Genomic DNA, 14948 nt, shown 5'->3' on the forward strand with positions numbered 1-14948 from the left:
ACGAACCTGGGTGTATATCCAATCCAGTGGCCCTGTTTCTCCATACGATATCACGTAATCCATTCAACAAGCTTGAATTTCCAAATTTAAAGAGGAGGGATTATGTATGTCTTGTGAAGGCGGAGGTTACGGCTACGGAAATAACGTTGGTATTGTCCTGGTTCTGTTCATCCTGCTTGTAATTATTCTCAGCACATTCTATATCTAATGTCTCCTTAGTCATTATCGTGAAACAGATGGGCTGATCGTGGGTTTAAACTGCGCGGTTAAAGGGATGCACTCAGGGTGCATCTTCTTTAACCATGAACAAAAAAGAAGAAGCGCGGCTCCACTTGGCGTGGGCTGCTGCTTCGTCTTTTGGTGTTTTTGGCAGATTACTCCCGGTAAAGGAAGTTAGCCGTTATTATTCGTCCCCGCTCCGGTTAGGACGACGCTCGCCGCCGCTGTAGGAACGCGGTTTGCGGTCACCGCTGTTGTTGCGGTCACGGTTGTAACCACCGCCATCGCGGTCACGGTTATAACCACCACCGCCGTCTCGGTTGTATCCGCCTTTGGAGTAGCCGCCACGGTTACCACCGCCGCCGCTTCCGCCGTCACGGCGATATCCGCCGCTGTTGCCGCGTCCGCCATAACCGCCGCTAGGTTTGCGGCCATTACGGATATCCGGCTTCCGGCGTTTAGCGCGGATCGGATCCTCAGGGGTAAGGTGAATATCGGATGCTTCCTTCTTGTCGCCTGTCAGGATTTTCATTGCAGCTGCAAGCAATTGTACGGAATCGTACTGCTCCAGCAATTGAATGGCAAGACCTTTGTACTCGGTCAATTCCCCTTGCTCAATGATTTCAAGCACGCGCTCAGCGATGATGCGCTGTTTACCTTCGATCGCTTCGGCAATCGTTGGCAGCGGCTTGCGCGGAATACGGTGGCGCGTCACACGCTCGATGAAATACAGATGATCCATTTCACGCGGCGTGACGAAGGACCAGGCTGTACCTTCCTTGCCCGCACGGCCCGTACGTCCAATACGGTGTACATAGCTTTCCGGATCTTGCGGCAAGTCAAAGTTTACGACATGGGTAACGCCGGATACGTCGAGACCGCGCGCGGCCACGTCTGTCGCCACGAGCACATCGATGCTGCCGTCGCGGAATTTACGCATGACGGTATCACGTTGGTGCTGGGACAGGTCGCCATGGAGGCCATCTGCCGAATATCCGCGTTTTTGCAGGGCTTCTGCCAATTCGTCGACACGGCGCTTGGTACGTCCGAAGACAATCGCAAGCTCAGGCGACTCCATATCCAGAAGGCGGCTCAAGGCTTCGAATTTTTGACGTTCAGGAACTTCGATATATGCTTGGTCGATCAGTGGAGCACTAACGTGCTTAGGAATAACAGATACATGCTCAGGTTCGTTCAGGAACTGGGATGCCAGCTTCTGAATGTTAGGCGGCATAGTTGCGGAGAACAGCAAGGTTTGACGTTCTTCTGGAACCAGCTTGAGGATCGACTGGATGTCGTCCATGAAGCCCATGTCCAGCATTTCATCCGCTTCGTCCAGTACAACGGTTTGTACGTCATCAAGACGGATGGTTTTTCTGTTGATGTGGTCAAGTAATCGACCCGGTGTACCGATAATAATCTGAGGCTTTCTTTTCAAAGCGCGGATTTGACGCCCGATATCCTGTCCGCCGTAAATGGCCAAGGAACGGATTCCTTTGAAACGGGACAGCTTGCCGATTTCTTCTGCAACCTGAATGGCAAGTTCGCGGGTTGGGGTCATTACGAGAGCGACGATACGCTCTTCTTCTTTGGCGATTTTGTGGATAAGAGGTAGGCCGAATGCTGCTGTCTTACCTGTACCAGTCTGTGCTTGTCCAATCATGTCTTTTCCGGTGAGTGCAATCGGAATCGATTGGGATTGAATCGGTGTGGCTTCCTCGAAGCCAAGCTCAGTGATTGCTTGCAGCACGCGCGGCTCCAAGCCAAAATCTGCAAAATTTTTCAATAGGTTCATACTCCTTCTATCTGTGGACATCCACTTTCTTCTCTGTATTCTTAAGTAGTGGTAACGTTTATAGGCTTTCCCGGCCAGCAGGATTTTCTGCATGAGGTGAACCGGTATATTTCTCTTATCACCAGTATAAAAACTGGTTAATGTATAATCATCCTGATAAGCTTGCAAAGTTATCAATGTAACGGACTACTCAAGAATATCCAATACATTATATCACAAAACAATTCTGGAATACCAGCAAGCTTAAAGAAGTCATAATAACCGGGAGGTGATTCCTATGCTGAAGCGTCTATGGACCTATTTCTCAATCGTATTCGGGGGCATCGTTATCGCCGCCGGATTCAATCTGTTTCTGATTCCCCATCATCTGCTCAGCGGCGGCGTATCGGGCGTGGCCCTCGTGATCGGTTATTTCACGCCGCTTAATATCAGCATCATGTATTTTGTCCTCAACATTCCGATCCTGATCACCGGCTGGTTCAAGCTGGGCAAAAGGTTCGTCGGTCTCAGCATCCTCTCGGTTATCGTCACAACCTTGTTTCTGGAGCTGATCCCGGTGAACTCGGTCGCAACCGACATGCTGCTGTCCTCGGTTTTCGGCGGCGTGCTTGTCGGGTTCGGCACCGGCCTCTCCTTTCGGGTCGGCGGTTCGACCGGGGGCTTCGATATCATCGGCTCCCTGGTCACGAAATATCGGGACTTCCCCGTCGGCAGCGTGCTGGTGACGCTGAACGCCATCGTCATCATGGCTGTAGCTTATCTGGAGCAGGACTGGAACCTGGCCCTCGCTTCCATGGCCTCCATCTATGTTGCCGGTAAAATGGTGGATATGCTTCACATCAGCCACATCAAGGTGACCGTCTTTATCGTGACGAACCGGACGGAGGCCTTGCTGGAGAAGCTGCTCAAGCGCCCCCGCGGCATAACCAAGATCAAAACCCAGGGAGCTTTCAGCCATAAAGAGAAGGATATGCTCATGACCGTCACGACGCGATATGAGCTGGCTGAGCTGAAGCAAATCATTACGGAAACCGACCCCGAGGCTTTCGTCAATATCGTGGAAACGACGGCCGTCATGGGGCAATTCCGCAAGAACTAAATATTTACCAGGTGTGAGGGAGCGGTAAATTTGTGGTATAATATTAGTGCGCGGTTCCTACAATATTCATGAGATCTGATTCCCGGGCGAACGCTCAGGCCCAATTTTAATTGTTTTTCCGTTTTACAAAAGAACGTCCTGCCTAACCAATTCGGAAGGAAAGGGTGATTTTTATGGAAATGGAAACGGTAAAATTGTCACAAATCGTCATGAAGTGGTTCCCGGAAATGATACCGTTCTTCAGACAGAACGAATTGAATTCCATGATCGTTCTTAGGGACGGGCTGAGTATTCTGGAGCAGGAGGACGCTCTTGAGATCATTCAGTTCAGCATTTGCGAGCATCAGAATCAAACTCCGCTTCATTAATTTTAAAGCAACACGCGATCATTGCACGACAAATGCCGTTCTTCTCCGGTACAGGTAAAATCCACCGGTGAAAAACGGCATTTTTTTATGAGAAACTGTGAATTCTATAGGCACGTCATTACCCGTTAAGCAGCAAAAGGCCGCATGTAACCGCTATCTATCTTCTTTTTGTGTTTCTAATCCGACTTGTTACTCCCCATGTTCACACGTTGTTCACGGTAAACTTGCCGCTAATGTCGAACTTTAGCGTTTAAAACGCCCTTCACCCGTTTAATGAACTAGGTACGCTCGCCCACCGTTTCCAATTTATTGTCGTTTGTAACAATCCTGTTCTTTTTGAAGGCAACCGTTCCTTTATAATCATGATGTGAATGTACACAAGGGAGAGAGTAATTATGAGTATCATCTTGGCTTTATTCATCTTGGCATCCGCGGGTTTAGGCAGTTCCAGTCCGCAGGAAGGCAATCTTACCGCCAAACTTCAGGCCTCGTTAAACACCGCCATGATCCAAGGCATGCACCAAAACAACAGCCAAGGCCACGGCCAAACCGAGGGCAAAGGCCAGGGGCAAAGCGGCATCAAGCCGAATACGACGGCAATCGATCCGCAGGTCGACGCGCCTAAAGTCAAGGGCATTTATGTAACGGCTTATAGCGCAGGCGGCTCCAGAATGAATCAGCTGGTGGATCTTTTGGACAACACCGATCTCAATGCCATGGTCATTGACATCAAGGATGATGAAGGATACATAACGTACAAGACCGATAATCCTAAACTGAAGGAGCTCGGCAAATCCCAGCCGTTTATCAAAGACATCAAGCAGCTGATGAAGCGGTTGGAGAAACACGATATCTATCCGATCGCCAGGGTGGTAGTGTTCAAGGATACCATCCTCGCCAAGAAAAACCCGGAGCTTTCCTTCCGTAAAAGCGACGGCACCGTATGGACCAACGGCGGCGGCGACAGCTTCGTCAACCCGTACAGCAAAGAGGTATGGGATTACAACATCGAGATCGCCAAAGAAGCCGCCAAACTCGGATTCAAGGAAATCCAGTTCGATTATGTTCGTTTTCCGGAAGGTTTCGAGAAACGGGCCGATTCCCTGAAATATACCAAGACGGATCAATCTCGCGTGGACGTGGTATCCGATTTTGTGCAGTACGCCCGGGAAGAGCTCGCGCCGCTCGGCATCCGCGTCTCCGTTGACATCTTCGGCTATGCGGCCTCCGTGCCTGCGGCAGAAGGCATCGGGCAGGACTTCGTGAAAATCTCCAAAAACGTCGATATCATCAGCCCGATGGTATACCCAAGCCATTACACGGCGGGCTGGTTCGGCTCCCCCGTTCCGGACAAGGCTCCTTACCAGACGATCAAGGGATCCATGGAAGACACCCACAAGAAGCTCGATGAGCTGGGAGAGCAGAAGCCGATCATCCGGCCTTGGATTCAGGATTTTACCGCCAGCTGGCTCGGAAGCGGAAACTATGCCAAATACGGCAAAAAGGAAATCGAGGAGCAGATTCGCGCCCTCAAAGACACGAACGTCGATGAATACTTACTCTGGAATGCTTCCAACCGTTATACGGAAGGCGTCACTCATAAATAATCACTCATTCGTTTGGAAAGGGTCGGCCATCAATATGGCCGGCCCTTTCTTCCGTTTGAACGATGGTGAACCCCTCTCTTGACAGCCAATGCTATGATGAAGATTAGGGCCGGACTTCCGGCCCTGAACAAGCAAGCTGAAGCACCCCGATTCAAACGCTGGTTGAGTTACGGCTTGCCGCTCAATAAGCCGTGTACCCGTTCAGGGCAGGGTCCTACAATATAGGAACAGCGTCATAAAACTCCAACGAAAGAAAGGCAAATCATAATGCAACCGACCACTACAACACGGGGAAAGCTGAAACAATTCGCGATCATTCTCATCCCCATTCTCGTAACGCAGCTTGCTTTATCGGCCATTACTTTTTTTGACACCAATATGTCGGGAAAATTCAGCTCGGTCGACTTGGCAGGCGTAGCCATCGCTACAAGCATTTGGATTCCGGTCCAAACCGGACTCAGCGGAATTCTCATGGGGATCACCCCCATCGTTTCGCAGCTCGTCGGCGGACGACAGGAACAAAAAGTCGCCTATCAGGTCAACCAGGCGCTCTGGCTGTCCGTCTTACTGGCCATCGTCGTCCTTGCGATCGGGTATGCCGTCGTACCGAGCATTCTTGGTGCCATGAACCTGGAGCCTGAGGTTCGGCGGATTGCTTCCCATTTTCTTGCCGCCATCTCGATCGGCATCGTTCCGTTGTTTGCCTACACCGTGCTTCGCAGCTTCATCGATGCGCTCGGGCAAACGAAAATTTCGATGGTCATCACGCTGATCACCCTCCCGGTGAACGTAGGCTTGAATGCCCTGTTGATCTATGGTTACTGGGGCTTTCCGCGATTGGGAGGCGTAGGTGCCGGCCTGGCGTCCGCCATTACCTATTGGACGGTTCTGGCGATCGCCATCGTCATCATCCATAGAAATCACCCATTCTCTCCATTCGGTATCTTCAGGCAGCTTCGGGGAGTATCCCTGAGCGCTTGGAAGGGCCTGTTAAAAATAGGCTTGCCGATCGGGTTCTCGATTTTTCTCGAGACCGCGGTCTTCGCCGCGGTGACTTTGCTCATGAGCAGCTTTGACACGGCTACCATTGCCGCGCATCAGGCCGCCTTGAATTTCGCTACGACACTGTACATGCTGCCGTTAAGCATATGCATGAGCTTAACCATTCTTGTAGGCTTTGAAGCCGGCTCGGGCCGGATGAAGGATGCCTGGAAGTACGCCAAGCTCGGCATCGGCACGGCCGTCATCCTGTCGCTGATCACCGCTGTCGTCCTGTTTATGGCCGGCCGCCAGGTTGCCGGTTTATATTCCAACGAGCCTGAGGTCGTGGCGTTGATCCAGCATTTCCTGCTGTTCGCGATTTTCTTCCAGATCTCGGACGCGATCGCCACGCCGACCCAAGGAGCGCTGCGAGGCTACAAAGACGTTAACGTCGCTTTTATGCTCGCATTTCTATCGTTCTGGGTCATTGGCCTGCCTGTGGGATACGTGCTCGCCAACTATACCGATTGGCAAGCCTTCGGCTACTGGATCGGGTTGATCACGGGTCTTGGGGTAGGCGCGGCCCTGATGCTTATGCGCCTGGTCAAAGTCCAACGCAAGTTCGCTGGCCAGGCAAAGGCAACGTCCTTATCCGCATCATAAGACAACGGACCGCATTTCGCGGAAGTTGTTATCGCGACATCAGGATGGTCTAACATTTATACTAAAAAAGACCGTCTCCAAGCAGAATGGATTCTGCCATGGAGACGGTCTTTTATCGTTATCGCCAAAACGGACTTATTGGGACAATCGCAATGCCAGATCGTACAGATCCCGGTCAAATTCCTTCTTGGTGTTAACGACCTTGTCAATGTCCGTAAGGACCAGTTCGCCTTTGATGATGCCGCATCCTTTGTCGGATTGGCCATCAATCAGGCTGCGAACCGCAAAATCGCCGAGACGGCTTGCCAAATTGCGGTCAAACGGAGTCGGAGCTCCGCCGCGCTGGATATGACCAAGCACGGTTACGCGGGCATCGATTGACGCATGGCACTCTTTCAGATCGTGGACAACGTCCTCGCCGCGTCCGACGCCTTCCGCTACGATAATGATGCTGTGGCGCTTGCCTTTGGCAAAATTCTCGCGAAGACGCGTCGCCACTTCATCAAGATTGTACTCCACTTCCGGCACCAGGATGGTCTCCGCCCCGGAAGCCAGGCCCGCGTGAAGGGCGATGTCGCCGCAGTGGCGTCCCATAACTTCTACAACCGACGAGCGGGCATGGGAAGACATCGTATCGCGCAATTTGTTTACAGCGTCTACAACGACGCTGACCGCTGTATCAAAACCGATCGTATAGTCGGTAAAGGAAATATCATTATCAATCGTGCCCGGAAGACCCATCGTTTTGATTCCGAGCTTGCTCAGCTTGTTCGCACCTTGGTACGAGCCGTCTCCGCCGATGACGACCAAACCGTCGATGCCGTGCTGATTCAGAATGTCGGCGCCTTTCTGCTGCCCTTCCGCCGTCTTGAACTCCTCACAACGGGCGGAACGAAGAATCGTGCCTCCGCGCTGGATGATATCCCCTACGCTGCGAAGGTCCATTTTGATAATGTCGTTTTCGAGAAGTCCTTGGTAACCGCGTTGAATCCCGTATACCTCTAGTCCATAATACAAACCGCTCCGTACAACGGCGCGCAGCGCCGCGTTCATCCCTTGGGAATCGCCACCACTTGTAAGAACTGCAATTTTTTTAACCTCTGCCATGTCTCTTTTCCTCCTTCAATGTCACTCATGCTTATGCTTACGAATCCATCGGCTGTTGACGTAGAAAAAAATCCGGGTCATCGGGCTCTTCTTCATCAAACGTTTGGATACGGTGCGAACCAGTTGCTGCTCGCTGACTTTTGGATCGGATAAATATAACGCCAGTAACCCCTCAATGATCATACGATGAAAAGGGGTCGAGGGAATCGTTCTGACATCCTTCCGGGCCCACTCAACAATGGAAGCTATACGGTTCAGCATCGTATCGGCATCTTCGTAATAATTACAAAAGTTCAGATCGCCGCCCAGCCTGTCTTCGTCTTGATCAATAAGATAATCCAGCATAATGTGGAGACTGCATACATTCGGAAAATAAGACGCATGAATGGACGATGCATCCTCGTCATCCAGAAACGGATCGGTTGCAGCCAAGAACAGCATGAACACACCCAAGGTTGATCCCGTTGCAGCCGCAAACTCGTTCCACCGCAGATGCGGTGTCCGGTGTGCATGCCGGGACCACCATTCAAGCAATGCCGCTTCTCTCTTATCCGGATGGATGTGCTTGTATACCTGCAAATCGGCATAAAGCCCAGCCAAATCCCTTATGTAGGGCTTTGCCGCTTCATATCCTGATAATTGCCCGATGCAATCCCGGCATTTCTGCACAAGACGGAGAAGATAACCTCCGTCCTCCCTTTCGGACCGGAGCGCGTAATAATCAGCCGGCTCCATTTCAGGTGTAACGGCATCCAGCATCGACTGATGGAGCTGTCTGAAATCCGCCGGATCCAGCGAAGTACTGCGGTCACATAAATTATCGAGATAATCGCTAATTGTCTGGTAAGCTACAATCAATGGAATGAGAATGTGCTTTTCCGGCAGATTGGCTGCGGCATACACCGCACCGCCCTGGCAGTGAAATCTTTTGGTATCTATACTGGCCAGTGCCTGCTTTCGAAGCTCCTCATCCGGAATTTGCTCAGCCTCCCGGCGCCACTTCTCCAATTCGCTCCGCACTTCCGGGAGTATGAATTTGTACACCCGGCTCATCAGCCCGACCGGACTGCGCGGAACCTTACGGCTTAGCTCTTGATTATTCAATGAACTCTGCCTCCACATGGTTGTCTTTTTATACCTATCCAAATCAAACCTATTATAATATGATCGCCCATTTTGCACAAATAACACAGATCATTGACGGGGGGCGGCCGTTAACGCATTCTATTATCCATCTATCTCCAATCAGCGATATGTTATATACTAGTCGGAGTTGAACAACAGACCATGAACTTCGCGAATGCCGTTTCATCCACCGGTCCACGGGTTCATGAAAGAACGGAGATCCCCAGCATGAAACTTCCCGCTTCGTCCAGACCGGATCAGAATTGGCTCCGCGCCTTTATGTTTACGATATTCGGCACGACAGCCCTTGTCATTTCTTATTTTCCGCTTTATTACAAAGAGATCGGCTTCAGCAGCGCGCAGATCGGCTATCTGTATGCCATCGGCCCGTTGATATCCATGTTCTCCAACATGATTTGGAGCTACACAAGCGACAAATACCGGACCATCAAGCGCATCATGAACATTCTGATAATCGGGCAGCTTGTCACGATGCTTATCCTATGGCAGGTTGCAAGCTTCGGCGTTGTATTGATTACGATCAGCTTGTTTTATTTCTTCTACTACCCGGTCTATCCGTTGGCGGATACGATGGCCATCCAGACGGCGCAGCGGTACGGTCGCAGCTTTACCGTCATCCGCGTATTCGGCTCGCTCGGCTACGCGTTCTTCGCCCTTGGCATTGGATATGCCATCGGTGCAGCGGGCGCTTCGGCTGCGCTGTCGATCGGCATCGGGATCGGCGTGTTTACGCTCATATGCTCCTTTCTTATCCGCGATGGCGTCGCGGCCAAATCAGAGCCTGTGGAACTGGCAGCCCTGCTCAAAATATTGCGTTCGAAAGAAATATTGTGGTTTTTCGGCTGCACCTTCTGTCTTGCCATCGCCCACCGCATGAATGAAGCCTTTCTGACGCTCACCTTATCGGGGCTTGGTGCGGGCGAGGGTCTTATCGGGTGGTCCTTGATGATCTCGGCTGCCAGCGAGATCCCGATTTTTTTCCTGCTGAGCAAGTATGGAGACAAGATGAAGGAGCTGCCGCTGCTCGGCTTTGCAAGCCTGATGTTTGCGCTCCGATTCCTGCTCATGGCGCTGGCGTCCGATCCGTTGTCGGTGCTCGCCGTCCAGTCGCTTCACAGCATTACCTTCGGCGTGTTCTATGTAACCGCGGTCCGTTATATTACCAGGATCATTCCGTGGCAGTACCGGGCGACCGGGATGGCGCTCTTCATTATTTTCTGGTCCAGCGTCTCAGGGCTTCTCAGTGGAGCTTTCGGCGGTTTGCTGTTCGAAGCCGCGGGGAGATCGTCCTTCTACCTGCTTGCAGCCCTCCTGTCCTTCGCTGCCTGCCTCGGCTTTATCTACCGGCACCTCTTCGCCAAGCCGGAGGAGATGCATACCTCTGGATTCGGCGCCTAGAATACAGCGCGAAACGCTCCTGAGTATAAGATCAATAAAGGCAAGTACGGACCGGGTATCGATCCGAACCTGCCTTTGATTGATCCTGACTAGACCTGCTTGACCCAAAAGAATACAAAAAAGCACAGTTCTCGGTAGAGAACTGTGCTTCATGCCTTGGTAATTCTATAAGATCTCCGTATCGGGAGTTAGCTTACAGTTTTGTTACGTTGGCTGCTTGAGGACCACGGTTACCTTCTGTGATGTCGAACTCAACCGCTTGACCTTCTTCCAAACTCTTGAAGCCTTCTTCTTGAATTGCGGAGAAGTGTACGAATACATCCTCGCCACCTTCAACGGAAATGAAGCCGTAACCTTTTTCTGCGTTAAACCATTTAACTGTACCTTTCAAATGAACAACCTCCTAAAAATACCGCCATCTATGGCGAATATCCATATTATATCCCATGTTTTCTGACAATGCAATCCGTCAATTCACCCTAAGGGGCTTTTTTCGGCACACTATTTTAATCAGAAGATGATTTGCTTTTAAGCCCGCGAGTGCGTTATCATTTACCCAAAAGCCTAAGTAGCAAACGGAGATGCATATGATCAAAAAACATGAAATATACAAAAAAGACAAGTGGAACATGATGACGGTCGAAGTTCAGGGCCGATACATCGTTCTTCGCGAAATTTCCGACCAGTGGGGTGAAGAGACCCATACCTTCATGAGTCGGCCAGCCTTGATGCACTGGGCTCAAAACCGCTTTCCCAAAGAAGATTTCGAAGGCCGGGAAGATGAGTGGAGAGAAATGATGGCTGCCTTTAAGCAGGTGTAATGGATGGATTATACGAATATCGTCATCTTCATTATTCTGGCCTTCAGTCTGGGTGCCATCATGATCATGTACCGGGATCGGATACCCCAAAGACTGAGAAGGGGGATGGCCCTGATTGCCGTCGCCTTTATCTTGTTTGCCTTTTACCTTATTGTATACAGTTTCTTGAATCTGGGTTCCTCGTAAATTTATAGGATGAAAGTGGCGGGTACGCGGCATACTATCGCTCGGATGCTTCAATTCGAGGAGGTATTATGCCATGAGAGGCGCCAAGGTGCTCTGCATTACGCTTGCCATCTGCCTGCTAGCTCTATCCGCTGCCCGCTCCGAAGTCTTGTCTGAAGGAACCCGGACTCCAACTAATCCATATCATTCTAGGAGGATTTCCATGGAACAATTGTTGAAACGCGCTGATGTCCCTAAAGAGCATCAATGGAAACTCGAGGATTTATTTGCTGATCAAAAGGCTTGGGATGCAAGCTTTGCTGAGCTGAAGAATCTGCTGAAACGGACCGCCGATTACCAAGGCAAGTTAAACAACGCAGCTTCCATCAAGGAATGCTTCGAGCTCGAAGACGAAATTTCATACCATGCCGAACGCTTATACGTATACGCTCATATGCACCATGACGAAGATACGGCAAACCCTACATATCAGGCACTGACCGCCAAAGCCAAAAAACTGAACGTCGAAGCCGGAGAAGCCCTCTCTTTCATCACGCCTGAAATTCTGTCCCTGTCCGAGGCGGAACTGGATAAACTGATCGAGGACCCTACCCTGAAGGAATTCAAATTCACGCTGACGGAGATGAAACGGGAGAAAGCGCACGTGCTGTCCAAGACGGAAGAAGCGCTGCTGGCTCAAGTCGGCAACCTCTCCTCTGCACCGCAGACCATTTTCGGCATGCTCAACAATGCGGACATGAAATTCCCGAAAATCAAAAACGAGGACGGCAAGGACGTCGAGCTTACGCACGGCAATTATATTCAATTCCTGGAGAGCCCGAACCGCGAGGTTCGCGAGCGTGCCTTCAAAGCCGTCTACGAAACCTACGGCAAGCAGAAAAACACGATTGCGGCTACGCTGAACGCCAACGTTAACAAAAATATGTTCTACTCCCGCGTCCGCAAGTACCCTTCCGTTCTGGAAATGGCTCTCTATGGGGATAACATTCCGAAGGAAGTCTATACGAACCTGATCGACACCATTCACGAGAGCCTGCCGCTCCTTCACCGTTACATGGAGCTCCGCAAGAAGCTGCTGGGCGTGGATGAGCTTCATATGTACGATTTGTTCGCTCCGCTCGTAGAAGAGTACAAATGGGATATCACATACGAGGAAGCGAAACAAATGACCAAGGAAGGCCTTACGCCGCTTGGTGACGATTATCTCAGCAGCCTGCAGGAAGGCTATGACAACGGCTGGATCGACGTGTACGAGAATGAGAACAAACGGACCGGCGCATACAGCTGGGGCGCATACGGCACCCATCCATATGTTCTGCTGAACCATAAAGATAACCTGAACAGCATGTTTACCCTTGCCCACGAGATGGGCCATGCGCTTCACTCCTACTACTCCGACAACGCCTTGAAATACCGTGATGCGCAGTACACCATCTTCCTGGCGGAAGTGGCGTCCACCACAAACGAAGCGCTGCTGATGGATTACCTGCTGAAGAACGCCAAGGATCCGAAGCAGAAGATGTATCTGCTCACCTACTATGCCGATCAATTCCGGACGACGGTATTCCGTCAAACGATGTTTGCCGAGTTCGAGAAGATCGTGCATGAACGCGTGGAAAGCGGCGAATCCCTGACGCCACAGGATCTTTCCGACATCTACTACGAGCTGAACGTGAAATATCACGGCAAAGGCATGCAGGTTGATAAAGAGATCGGCATGGAATGGGCACGGATTCCTCATTTCTACAACAGCTTTTATGTGTACAAATACGCGACCGGCTTCTCGGCTGCGACCAGTTTCTCCAAGCAAATCCTGGAGGAAGGCCAGCCTGCCGTTGACCGTTATCTCGGCTTCCTGAAGAGCGGAGGCAGCGACTACTCCATCAACATCCTCAAGAAGGCCGGCGTGGATATGTCTTCTCCGGAGCCGATCCGTGAGGCGATGAGCGTGTTTGAAGACGTCATCAACCAGATGGAGCAGTTGACGAAATAAACAGCCCTGCTTTCGCGGGCTTAAGCGAATCTCAATTGACCGGTGGAATAAAATCCCTTGCCCTTTACGGGCGAGGGATTTTATACTGTTTGGAGGAAGGAGGTGTTCCCCATGAAAATTCAATGGTCGTTAATCGCAGCCTTATTGTTTGCCCTGATTACGGCTGTGTTCGCCGTCATCAATGTCAATCCGGTTGCCGTGAACCTGTTATTCGGCACCGTCAACGTACCGCTGATTCTGCTGATTATCGGATGCTCGCTGATCGGGGGACTGATCGTCGGCACGTTCGGGATTTACCGTCAATATCAAATGCAGAAGGAAATCCGTTCGTTAGCGGAGCAGCTCATACATATCCGTGAAGTAACGGGATACACCCCTGAAATACAAGCTGCGGAAGAGGAAAACAAGAAAGATCAGAAGGACGCTCCCGTTGAATAGGAAGGCTGTCCCATCGAACCAAGGAGGCATAACAACCCGTGTCGATACAACCGAATGAAACTTACGTGCTGGACCTGCTAAAAGAACTGCTGGATACGCCGAGCCCTACCGGATATACCCACGACATCATGAAGCGGATCGAGCAGGAAGCCGCTTCGCTTGGAGTTTCCCTGGAATGGAATGAGAAAGGCGGAGCCATCCTGTCCGTTCCCGGACAAGACGGCAGCCGAACCGTCGGCCTGAGCGCCCATGTGGACACGCTCGGCGCCATGGTTCGTGCCGTGAAATCGGAAGGTACGCTCCGGCTTACCTCCGTCGGCGGATACATGATGAACAGCATCGAGAATGAATACTGCATCATCCATACGCGCAGCGGCAAGAAATATACGGGCACGATCCTGTCCACGCATCCTTCCGTTCACGTGTACAGCGATGCCCGTGATTTCAAGCGCCAGGAAGCCCATATGGAGGTCCGGATCGACGAATGGGTGGAGTCTGCCGAAGATGTGAAGAAACTCGGAATCGGCGTTGGTGATTTTGTGTCCTTTGATGCGCGTGCGGTCATTACGCCGAGCGGTTACATCAAATCGCGCCATCTGGATGACAAAGCCAGCGTCGCCGCCCTCTTCGGCTTGCTCGAAAGCATGAAACGGGATAACTGGAAGCCTGCCTACAATGTGAAGCTTCTCATCTCGAACTATGAAGAGGTCGGACATGGCGCCGCCTACATTCCTGCCGACATCCATGAACTGATTGCGGTCGATATGGGCTGCATCGGCGATGACCTGAGCTGCAAGGAAACCGATGTATCCATCTGCGCAAAGGATTCTTCCGGTCCCTACGACTACGGCATGACCAGCCGTCTGATCCAGCTGGCTGAAAGCGAAGGCATTGCTTATGCGGTGGACGTGTACCCGCATTACGGCTCCGATGCATCCGCGGCGCTCTCCGCCGGCAGCAACATCAAGGCTGCGCTGATCGGTCCCGGCGTTCATGCATCCCATGCGATGGAAAGAACGCATAAACAGGCAATTCTTAACACCGTTAAGCTGCTGGCTGCCTACGTGAAATAAGTCATCTCCCTACAGAAAAAGGGGCGTCCCGCCAAGGCCATAAGCCTGGGGACG

Annotated in this window: 15 protein-coding genes; 11 read left to right on the forward strand and 4 right to left on the reverse strand. The window is 51.4% G+C overall.

The window, feature by feature from the left end:
- The first annotated feature begins 106 nt into the window (after positions 1 to 106).
- Positions 107 to 208: a hypothetical protein gene (locus P0X86_RS23550; RefSeq protein ID WP_015736696.1), complete on the forward strand. Its 102-nt coding sequence runs from the start codon at positions 107 to 109 to the stop codon at positions 206 to 208.
- A gap of 195 nt (positions 209 to 403) precedes the next feature.
- On the opposite strand, the gene cshA is transcribed toward P0X86_RS23550, so the two are convergent.
- Entirely contained in the window at positions 404 to 2005 is a 1602-nt protein-coding gene (gene cshA / locus P0X86_RS23555) for a degradosome RNA helicase CshA (protein WP_277746612.1), read from the reverse strand.
- Between the two features lie 286 nt (positions 2006 to 2291).
- Here cshA and P0X86_RS23560 point away from each other — a divergent pair, with 286 nt between their 5' ends.
- The 4 genes from P0X86_RS23560 (at position 2292) to P0X86_RS23575 (ending at position 6732) form a co-directional block, all read left to right on the forward strand.
- Positions 2292 to 3113: a YitT family protein gene (locus tag P0X86_RS23560; protein ID WP_192571030.1), complete on the forward strand. Its 822-nt coding sequence runs from the start codon at positions 2292 to 2294 to the stop codon at positions 3111 to 3113.
- A 173-nt stretch (positions 3114 to 3286) separates the two neighbouring features.
- The gene (locus P0X86_RS23565; RefSeq protein WP_006211704.1) at positions 3287 to 3481 is read left to right on the forward strand and encodes a hypothetical protein; all 195 of its coding nucleotides are present in this window, start codon (positions 3287 to 3289) and stop codon (positions 3479 to 3481) included.
- A gap of 395 nt (positions 3482 to 3876) precedes the next feature.
- The gene (locus P0X86_RS23570; protein ID WP_277746613.1) at positions 3877 to 5088 is read left to right on the forward strand and encodes a putative glycoside hydrolase; all 1212 of its coding nucleotides are present in this window, start codon (positions 3877 to 3879) and stop codon (positions 5086 to 5088) included.
- Between the two features lie 267 nt (positions 5089 to 5355).
- On the forward strand, positions 5356 to 6732 hold the full coding sequence (locus P0X86_RS23575; protein WP_277746614.1) for an MATE family efflux transporter: 1377 nt from the start codon (positions 5356 to 5358) through the stop codon (positions 6730 to 6732).
- A 135-nt stretch (positions 6733 to 6867) separates the two neighbouring features.
- On the opposite strand, the gene pfkA is transcribed toward P0X86_RS23575, so the two are convergent.
- Together pfkA and P0X86_RS23585 are read right to left on the reverse strand one after the other, a co-directional pair.
- A complete protein-coding gene (gene pfkA, locus P0X86_RS23580; RefSeq protein ID WP_009594803.1) occupies positions 6868 to 7839 on the reverse strand; it encodes a 6-phosphofructokinase in 972 nt (323 codons plus the stop codon).
- A gap of 21 nt (positions 7840 to 7860) precedes the next feature.
- A complete protein-coding gene (locus P0X86_RS23585; RefSeq protein ID WP_096776059.1) occupies positions 7861 to 8943 on the reverse strand; it encodes a tetraprenyl-beta-curcumene synthase family protein in 1083 nt (360 codons plus the stop codon).
- Positions 8944 to 9192: 249 nt separating this feature from the next.
- On the opposite strand from P0X86_RS23585, the gene P0X86_RS23590 reads away from it, so the two are divergent.
- Complete coding sequence (locus tag P0X86_RS23590) at positions 9193 to 10383, forward strand: MFS transporter (RefSeq protein ID WP_015736701.1); 1191 nt, start codon at positions 9193 to 9195, stop codon at positions 10381 to 10383.
- 193 nt (positions 10384 to 10576) lie between these two features.
- Here P0X86_RS23590 and P0X86_RS23595 read toward each other — a convergent pair whose 3' ends face one another.
- The gene (locus tag P0X86_RS23595; RefSeq protein WP_006211711.1) at positions 10577 to 10774 is read right to left on the reverse strand and encodes a cold shock domain-containing protein; all 198 of its coding nucleotides are present in this window, start codon (positions 10772 to 10774) and stop codon (positions 10577 to 10579) included.
- 196 nt (positions 10775 to 10970) lie between these two features.
- On the opposite strand from P0X86_RS23595, the gene P0X86_RS23600 reads away from it, so the two are divergent.
- The 5 genes from P0X86_RS23600 to P0X86_RS23620 all read left to right on the forward strand — a co-directional run bounded on the left by P0X86_RS23600 (position 10971) and on the right by P0X86_RS23620 (position 14894).
- Complete coding sequence (locus P0X86_RS23600) at positions 10971 to 11204, forward strand: hypothetical protein (protein WP_009594800.1); 234 nt, start codon at positions 10971 to 10973, stop codon at positions 11202 to 11204.
- Between the two features lie 3 nt (positions 11205 to 11207).
- Positions 11208 to 11390, forward strand: a complete 183-nt coding sequence (locus tag P0X86_RS23605; protein ID WP_015736702.1) for a hypothetical protein — start codon at positions 11208 to 11210, stop codon at positions 11388 to 11390.
- A 202-nt stretch (positions 11391 to 11592) separates the two neighbouring features.
- Positions 11593 to 13383: an oligoendopeptidase F gene (gene pepF, locus P0X86_RS23610; protein WP_015736703.1), complete on the forward strand. Its 1791-nt coding sequence runs from the start codon at positions 11593 to 11595 to the stop codon at positions 13381 to 13383.
- Between the two features lie 111 nt (positions 13384 to 13494).
- On the forward strand, positions 13495 to 13821 hold the full coding sequence (locus P0X86_RS23615; protein ID WP_009594827.1) for a LapA family protein: 327 nt from the start codon (positions 13495 to 13497) through the stop codon (positions 13819 to 13821).
- A gap of 38 nt (positions 13822 to 13859) precedes the next feature.
- The gene (locus tag P0X86_RS23620; RefSeq protein ID WP_096776061.1) at positions 13860 to 14894 is read left to right on the forward strand and encodes a M42 family metallopeptidase; all 1035 of its coding nucleotides are present in this window, start codon (positions 13860 to 13862) and stop codon (positions 14892 to 14894) included.
- Positions 14895 to 14948 lie beyond the last annotated feature (54 nt).

It is taken from the genome of Paenibacillus sp. BR1-192, from assembly GCF_029542445.1.
In the GTDB taxonomy this organism is placed as follows: Bacteria; Bacillota; Bacilli; order Paenibacillales; family Paenibacillaceae; genus Paenibacillus_AQ; species Paenibacillus_AQ lautus_A.